Annotated in this window: 7 protein-coding genes and 1 pseudogene; 3 read left to right on the forward strand and 5 right to left on the reverse strand. The window is 56.3% G+C overall.

Annotation, left to right across the window (positions count from 1 at the left end):
• Together AC1DVH_RS23110 and AC1DVH_RS23115 are read right to left on the reverse strand one after the other, a co-directional pair.
• Window positions 1-335, reverse strand: a 335-nt coding sequence (locus AC1DVH_RS23110) for a cation:dicarboxylate symporter family transporter (protein WP_477755765.1), incomplete at its 3' end; no start/stop codon positions are given.
• 102 nt (window positions 336-437) lie between these two features.
• On the reverse strand, window positions 438-1,607 hold the full coding sequence (locus AC1DVH_RS23115; RefSeq protein ID WP_477755766.1) for a mandelate racemase/muconate lactonizing enzyme family protein: 1,170 nt from the start codon (window positions 1,605-1,607) through the stop codon (window positions 438-440).
• Between the two features lie 99 nt (window positions 1,608-1,706).
• Between AC1DVH_RS23115 and AC1DVH_RS23120 the strand changes: the two genes are divergently transcribed.
• The gene (locus AC1DVH_RS23120) at window positions 1,707-2,582 is read left to right on the forward strand and encodes a LysR family transcriptional regulator (protein WP_477755767.1); all 876 of its coding nucleotides are present in this window, start codon (window positions 1,707-1,709) and stop codon (window positions 2,580-2,582) included.
• 349 nt (window positions 2,583-2,931) lie between these two features.
• On the opposite strand, the gene AC1DVH_RS23125 is transcribed toward AC1DVH_RS23120, so the two are convergent.
• Window positions 2,932-4,344 carry an aldehyde dehydrogenase family protein gene (locus AC1DVH_RS23125; RefSeq protein WP_477755768.1) on the reverse strand — a complete coding sequence of 471 codons (1,413 nt, stop codon included), beginning with the start codon at window positions 4,342-4,344 and terminating at the stop codon, window positions 2,932-2,934.
• A 4-nt stretch (window positions 4,345-4,348) separates the two neighbouring features.
• The gene (locus AC1DVH_RS23130) at window positions 4,349-5,398 is read right to left on the reverse strand and encodes a homoserine dehydrogenase (RefSeq protein WP_477755769.1); all 1,050 of its coding nucleotides are present in this window, start codon (window positions 5,396-5,398) and stop codon (window positions 4,349-4,351) included.
• A 702-nt stretch (window positions 5,399-6,100) separates the two neighbouring features.
• Between AC1DVH_RS23130 and AC1DVH_RS23135 the strand changes: the two genes are divergently transcribed.
• Together AC1DVH_RS23135 and AC1DVH_RS23140 are read left to right on the forward strand one after the other, a co-directional pair.
• Window positions 6,101-7,123 carry an IS110 family RNA-guided transposase gene (locus tag AC1DVH_RS23135; RefSeq protein ID WP_477755770.1) on the forward strand — a complete coding sequence of 341 codons (1,023 nt, stop codon included), beginning with the start codon at window positions 6,101-6,103 and terminating at the stop codon, window positions 7,121-7,123.
• A gap of 289 nt (window positions 7,124-7,412) precedes the next feature.
• On the forward strand, window positions 7,413-7,775 hold the full coding sequence (locus AC1DVH_RS23140) for a DUF6124 family protein (RefSeq protein ID WP_477755771.1): 363 nt from the start codon (window positions 7,413-7,415) through the stop codon (window positions 7,773-7,775).
• A 160-nt stretch (window positions 7,776-7,935) separates the two neighbouring features.
• Here AC1DVH_RS23140 and AC1DVH_RS23145 read toward each other — a convergent pair.
• Window positions 7,936-8,009: pseudogene (locus AC1DVH_RS23145) on the reverse strand (DUF6124 family protein); the annotation flags it as partial.

Here is an 8,009-nt window from a genome sequence, read left to right on the forward strand (position 1 = left end):
ACATTGATGTTCATCCCTACGCCTGGCTTTACGACGTTAACCACAATAAGGCCGATGACCAGGGCGATGGTTGAAAGAATTTCGAAGTAGAGCAGCGATTTAACGCCAATTCTCCCTACCTCTTTGATGCTGCCCATCTTGGCGATACCGACAACCACGGTGCCAAAAATAATAGGGGCCAACAGCATTTTGATGAGTCTGATAAAGCCGTCTGCAAAAGGTTGAAGCCTGGCTCCGAATTGCGGTTCAAAGTGACCAATTGCTGCACCGATTACGATACCGATCAGCACCTGCACATACAGCTGGCTGTACCAGCGGGTCTTGGAGATTTCCACGGAAGCACCTCATTTTATTTTTGTGATGGGCATGTGGCGTGACGTCAGTGGGTGACGCCTGATAACTGCGGCCTCTTGAAAAAAGCCGCAGTTCAAGGGCTATCAGCCTTCGCCCAACTCACGCATCACTGCGTACAAGGCTGACTTGGCTTCGAAGCCGACACCTGGAATATCCGGCAGACCGACATAGCCGTTCTCCACCCGAATCCCGTCAGCGAACCCGCCGAAAGGCTGGAACACATCCGGGTACGATTCGTTACCGCCCAGGTGTAGACCCGCTGCGATGTTCAGGGACATCTGGTGACCACCATGCGGAACTACGCGGCGGGAAGACCAACCCATTTCTTCCATCACCTTCAGGGTGCGCATGTACTCCACGAGTCCGTAAGACAGGGCGCAGTCGAACTGGAGGTAATCGCGATCAGGGCGCATACCACCGTGGCGTAGCAGGTTACGAGCATCCTGATGGGAGAACAGGTTTTCACCAGTCGCCATGGGCAGTTCATAGTGGTTTGCAAGCTCGGCCTGCAGTTCATAGTCCAGCGGATCGCCAACTTCTTCGTACCAGAAGAGGTTGTACTTTTTGATGGCTTCCGCGTACGCAATACCTGTTTTCAAATCGAAACGGCCATTGGCATCGACCGCTAGGCGACGCCCGTCCCCTACTACTTCAAGCACCGCTTCGATGCGACGAATATCTTCGTCCAGTGGCACCGCACCAATCTTCATCTTGACGACGTCGTAGCCACGATCCAGATAGCTCTGCATCTCAGCCTTGAGCTTGGTCTGGTCTTTGCCCGGGTAGTAGTAGCCGCCCGCCGCGTAGACCCAGACCTTGTCATCTGCCACGCCGTCACGATAACGGTCGGCCAGCAGGCGATACAGAGGCTTGCCTTCAATCTTGGCAACGGCATCCCATACAGCCATATCAATGGTGCCGACAGCGACTGAGCGTTCGCCGTGGCCACCTGGCTTTTCGTTGGTCATCAGGGCTTTCCAGATGGCAAACGGATCCAGGTTGTTGTTCTCGTGGTCGATGAGAGTATCTGGATCAGCTTCCGTGATACGCGCCAGGAAGCGATCACGCATCAGAGCGCCTTGTCCATAGCGACCATTGGAGTTGAAACCGTAACCGATGACAGGTTTACCATCGCGAATCACATCCGTGACAACAGCGACAACCGAGCAGGTCATTTTCGAAAAATCGATGTAGGCATTGGCGATTGGAGAGGCGATGGAGACGGTTTTTTCACGGATGTCTACGATACGCATGACGGGTTCCTCTTGTTGTTGGTGGCCCCACGTTATGCTTTGCGATGACACCCGCCCAATGCTATTAATGCCGCGCCCTATGCACAGGAGGCATTGCCCTTGGAACTCGTCTGGCTTGAAGATTTTTCAGCGCTTGCGGAATACGGCAGCTTTGTTCGTGCCGCTGAAGCGCGCCACGTCACTCAGCCGGCCTTCAGCCGCAGAGTCCGTTCACTGGAGAATTGGATGGGCGTGGAGTTGTTTGTGCGAACGCCTCAGGGCGCAACGCTGACCGAGGCTGGGAGGCAGATTTTGCCCAGTGCTCAGGAGGCTGCACGACGCTTGTACAGGATGCGCACAGAGGCACAGGAGGTGGCTGGGATGGCCGCCAAAACGCTGCAATTCGCAGCCACTCACTCCCTGTCATTCACCTTCTTTCCGAGATGGCTGAGAAGTACGGAAAATGGCGCCCCGATAGATGCTGTACGACTGCACTCAGATAGCATGGCTGTCTGTGAGCAGATGCTGATTCACGGCCAGGTTCAGTTCCTGCTTTGCCATCGCCATCCCGACGTCCCCCCCTTGCTAGCCCCTGATCAGTTCATTGGGAAGAAAGTTGGAGAGGATGTACTCGTGCCATTGGCGAGTGCCTCTGCCAATTTTGGTACCTCACCAGAAACACTGCCCTACTTGGCATACACCCACGAATCGGGTCTAGGCCGCATCGTCGCTCACCGACTCCACGGCAAGGAAGACTACCTTAACCTCAAGCCTCTTTTTAGTAGCCACCTTGCAGCAGTGCTGATGTCCATGGCCTTGGAAAGCAAGGGTGTCGCGTGGTTACCCAAAAGCCTGACAGAACAGGAAATGGCTGACGGTCGGCTTGTCAGGGCGCTCGACGAAAGCTGGGATATTCCCTTGGAGATTCATCTCACGCGTCCCACAGCCCCAATCAACCCATCTGCCGAAGAATTCTGGGCCAAGCTGGGCGGCTAGATCCATTTGGCCGCCTCCAGTTTTCATTTACCAATGGCGTTCCGGGGCCGAAGAAACTCCAATACGTCACGATTCGTGAAGTGTTTGATCACTGAATCGCCATTGCTTGAAGCCAGTAACCTGATTTCGCTCGTGGCCGCGAATTTCCCCAACAACAGCTAGTGCGGCCTGGCAGCGAGGGCTTCTTGTTTAATGTTGTATCTTCGGGCCAATGGCCTGCGGGCTATCTGATCAATCCAAACGTGGAACCTCTGGATCAGAAATGGCTGAAGGCGTTCAGCAAAACGCATTGGGYCGGTGACCAAACCGACCCAATGCCATACGAGCTGATCCATTTACCGCGAATCGACTAACCCAAGGTGTTAAGGCACACCACCTTGGGTTGGGTCATTTCCTCGTAGGCAAAACGTACGCCTTCCCGGCCCAGGCTACCGTACTTGGAACCGCCAAACGGCATCGCATCGAAGCGGTAGTCGGAAGAGTCGTTGATCATCACTCCCCCGGCTTCGATTCTCCGTGCGGCGCTCATCGCGGTTGCCAGATCATTGGTGAAGATCCCGGCATGCAGGCTGTATTCGGGTTCATTGGCCAACGCGATGGCTTCATCGAAGCTCTCGAAGCATTGCAGTACCACCACCGGAGCGAAGACTTCATTGCGCCAGAGTCGACTGGCGTGATCGACGTTTTCCAACACAGTGGCGGCGTAGCACGATCCTTCACGCCGATGGCCGCAGAGCAACGTGGCGCCCTCTTGCAAGGCCTCGTTCACCACTTGCTCGGCATTCTGCGCGGCTTGCGCAGTAATCATGGGGCCGATATCGGTAACGGCCAGCAATGGATCGCCGACCACAAGCGCACGGGCCTGGCTGACGAATTGCTCTCGGAACGCGTCATAAATCGACGCCTGAATCAGCAAGCGCTGAGTGCCTACGCAGTTCTGCCCCGCTGCCCAAAAGGCTCCGGACACGCAACTCTCGACAGCGGCCTCAAGGTTGCAGTCGCCCATGACGATTACCGGCGCATTGCCGCCCAGGTCCATGGCGAGTTTCTTCAACCCGGCCGTGCGGGCAATCTGCTCTGCGGTGACGAAACCGCCGGTGAAGGAAATCATCCGCACTTCACGGGCGGCGACCAACGCCTTGCCCAGTTCCGCGCCGCCGGTGGCGACTGTGACCACTGATTCAGGCAAGCCTGCTGCGACCAGATAAGACACCAGTTTAATGGCCGACAATGGCGCGAGCTCGGAGGGTTTGAGAATCACCGCGTTACCGCCCGCAATGGCCGGACCGAGTTTATGCGCCACCAGGTTCAACGGATCGTTGTACGGCGTGATCGCAACGATCAGACCCAGAGGTTCACGGGAAAACCAGCCCTGACGCGATTCGGAACCTTCATAAGCGTCGAAAGGCACCACCTCCCCGGCATTGCGCCTGGCCTCCTCGGCCGACAGCTTGAGGGTGTTGACGCAGCGTTTGACCTCCTTTTCCGCCTGTTTGAGGGTCTTTCCGGCCTCGTCGACGATCAGCCTGGCAAACACACCGGCATCACGTTCGATGTTGATTGCGGCTTGCTCAAGAATACGAGCCCGACGATGACGCGCTAACGCCGCGCACGCTCGTGCACCACTGCGCCCAGTCTCCAACAACTGCGGAACTTGCGACGCACAGACATTCGTTACGCTACCGATGACGGAACCGTCATAGGCGTTAAAGACTTCAATGGGCGACTCCACGATATCCAGAACCAGGCGCGATAATTTCACAGTCTTACTCCTGGTTGCGTGCAATGGATTGATGGATGCTGACGATGTCCGAGAGCAGCGCAAACGCTGTTTCCGTACGCCCGGCTCCCGGCCCCGAAACCGTTACCGCACCGAGCAGTTGCGAGGTAAACGACACCGCGTTGGTTGCGCCGCCAACACTGGCCAGCGGATGATCGTTGTGCAACAGCCGCGGTTCGACACTGGCACTGATCGAGCCGTCGGCATTGCGCATCGCCGACCCGATCAGCTTCCAGCGAGCGCCGTCCTGCCGGGCTTTTTCGATGTCGCCAAGGCTCAGGGACGAAATGCCGCTGCACGTGACGTCACTGACCGTCAGCTTTGCGTCCAGCAGTTCATTCGCCAGGATCACCACCTTGAGGCGTACGTCATGCCCCTCGACATCCGCCGTCGGATCGGCTTCGGCGTAGCCCAGTTCCTGAGCCTTGGCAACGGCCTCGGCAAACCCCAGGCCGCCTTCCATGCTGGTGAGCACGAAGTTGGACGTGCCGTTGAGAATCCCTTCAAAACCGACAATGGAGCTGCCTGCCAGCGCCTGCCGGGCCAGGCGAATAACCGGCGTGCCGCTCATGACCGAGCCTTCGTATTCAAAGGCGACATGCTTGCGTCGAGCCAGCGCCTTGAGCTCCGCGCCGTGCAAGGCGATGGGGCCCTTGTTGGTGGTGACGACATGCTGGCCGCCCTCCAGTGCCCAACGGCAGAACGACGTCGCCGGTTCACCGTCCACCGGGTTGGTGAAGGTGGCTTCAACAATAATGTCCGCGCCGCAATCCTTGATCACCGCTTCGTTGAGGGCTGCGACGTCGCCACCCGACAGTTGCGCCAATGCACCTTTGACTGCCGGCAATTGGGCCAGCACATGGGCGTCCAGCCCTTCGCGACCAATCACCGAACCGAGAAACAAGTCGGTCACACCGACGATTTTCAGGGTGAAACCCAGTTCTGTTTTCCACTGTTCGTTACGTTCGGCAATCAGCTGAGCCAATGCCCGGTTAACACCACCAAAGCCAACCAGCGCCAATTTGTATTCAGTCATTTTGTTATGCCCTTGATCCGGGTGATGGGTTGTTGGGCACTAGGTTAGGGCTGGGCCCAGGGCAGTGAAATAGGCCAATTTGCTCTATTTTATGGGCGTTTTGACCAGTGTCAGGACAGAGCTTCAGAATCGGGTAGGAGGCGGACCAATCTTGACCACCACATCCCCCCTGTAGGAGCGAGCTTGCTCGCGAAAAACCGGAGAACGCCGCGGGGTGTCAGGCTTTCAGCGTTATCGTTGACGACCATCGTCGGAACGCCGCCCGGAGCAAGCTCGCTCCTACAGGCTATTGCGCAAGCTCGCGCCACCGATTTGGCCTTTGAACAGTGCCTGTTTAACGGCTGTCAGTGTTACTCGATGAAAGCTACAACGCCTTGCGTCGTTGCCTACAGGTACGCCAGAATCCGCCGGCTTGTGCGCATTGGGGCCGCTCGGTAACTTGATTCGCGTCACTGCCCATCAGTGATCGGGTTTAGCAGCCCGTGGTGATTTGAAACGCATTTGCATTCCAGACAGTCAGGTCATTTCATGCCTGCACTTCATGGTAGCTGTGTGCAGGGCGCCTTCGGGCGCGCCGGTTTCAGGTCTCCCCGGTCTGCTAACCTGCGCACAGCTGCCACCCTAATGAGATGGTCAGCCCAGTACGGGAACCCCGTTAAATCTAAACTTACCGGGCTTCTCACTGATTTGCGGAGACCTCTCATGGATATCTTGGACTTGCTCGGCCTGGATATTGGAAAAAGCACCTTTCATCTCATAGGGCACGACGCCAAAGGCAAGGAAGTATTGCGCAAGAAATTCAATCGCAACCGCTTGCTTGAGTTTGCCGCAAGGCTGAAGCCCTGCACCATAGCGATGGAGTCTTGTGGCGGTTCACACTGGCTTGCTAGGAAGCTCTTGTCCTTCGGTCATCAAGTGAAATTGATCGCGCCGCAGCATGTGAAACCTTACGTCACCGGGAATAAAAACGACTACATCGACGCTGAGGCAATCTGCGAAGCCGCATCCCGTCCTAAAACACGTTATGTCGCCATCAAAACCGTGGAACAGCAAGTGCTATCGACACAGCACCGTCTTCGGGAGGCGTTGGTAGTCCATCGGACTCAAACGATAAATCGCATTCACGGGTTCTTGCTTGAGTTCGGGATCGCGTTGCCTGCAACAAAAGCGGCTATGAGTCAGGTTCACCAAATTATGGACGACCCTGCCGCAGAGTTACCGCAACAGCTGAAATCCTTCATTGAACATCTGCTAGAAGAGATGAGACGGCTCACCGACGAAATTAAGGCGATTGACCGGAGTATCAAAGAGCAAGTGGACGCTGATGATGCGGGAACACGCCTGATGAGCATCCCCGGCATCGGCCCTATCATCGCTAGCGCGTTGCTGGCCGACGTCGGCGACGCTTCCAATTTTCACTCATCGCGAGACTTCGCCGCTTCGCTGGGACTGGTGCCGAGGCAGTATTCAACAGGTGGCCAAACCGTTCTTTTGAACATCAGCAAGCGCGGTGATAAATACCTTCGAAAGCTTATGATTCAAGGCTCGCGTGCAGTTCTGGTGCACATAGATAAACGTACCGATGCTTTGGGGACTTGGTGCAGAGACCTGTTGATACGAAAGCACCCGAACAAAGTCGCCTGCGCCTTGGCCAATAAATTGGCAAGGATCGTATGGGCTGTTTTAGCTCGCGGAGTTAGCTACAACGCACAATCCATGGCTTGATCGAAATTCACTACCGGCTTTTGCGACGACAAGATGATGACGATAAACAGCTCAACTCCTGCATGAAAACCTGGCAAACGAGACAGCTCTCGAAGCTGGCACCCTTTTTAAGGACAGGCAGGAGCGATTACTCATCAAGGGCCAGGCGGCAAAACTGCCGACCACGAGCCCGGATACATTAGCGCAAGCATGCTTTACCGCTCATCGCTCGTGGTTGCAGGAGGTGGGCTGACCATACATTCGTTTAGCAGCGATTCGGTGACGGCTCCAAATTGTTGGAGACTGAAATATGTTCAAGGTCACACCAAACCCGCCAGACGCCGATCCCGCCTCGCCCTACGAAAGCCCCGATTCAAAAAAACTCAACGAGGCCGCCGAGCGTGCCCTCGCTTACCACTTCCCCTCAACCGCCGACATCAAAGCTACCCCCAGAACAATCAGCACGCTGTTTACCGTCGCCCCTGAAGTCACGACTGAAACCCTGATGGTCTATCTGGTCGAGACCCTGGCCTCGGTCGATGTGATGGTGCATCAACAGGTGGATCATCTGGAGGGTGGTGACCGCAATGCCCTGCTGGGCATTTCCAACAGCGTGATGCTCGCCGAAATCACCGCGAACCGCGTGCTCGATCAAATCGAACCGGTCGCATAAACCCGCAATACCACATACCCCTGTGGGAGCGAGCTTGSTCCGGGCGGCGTTCCGACGATGGCGGCGTGACAGTCAATAGAGATGTTGGATGACAGGGCCTCATCGTCGGAACGCCGCCCGGASCAAGCTCGCTCCCACAGGGGTATGTGGTATTGCGGGTTTATGCGACCGGTTCGATTTGATCGAGCACGCGGTTCGCGGTGATTTCGGCGAGCATCACGCTGTTGGAAATGC

Source organism: Pseudomonas sp. P4_C3 (genome assembly GCF_056402075.1).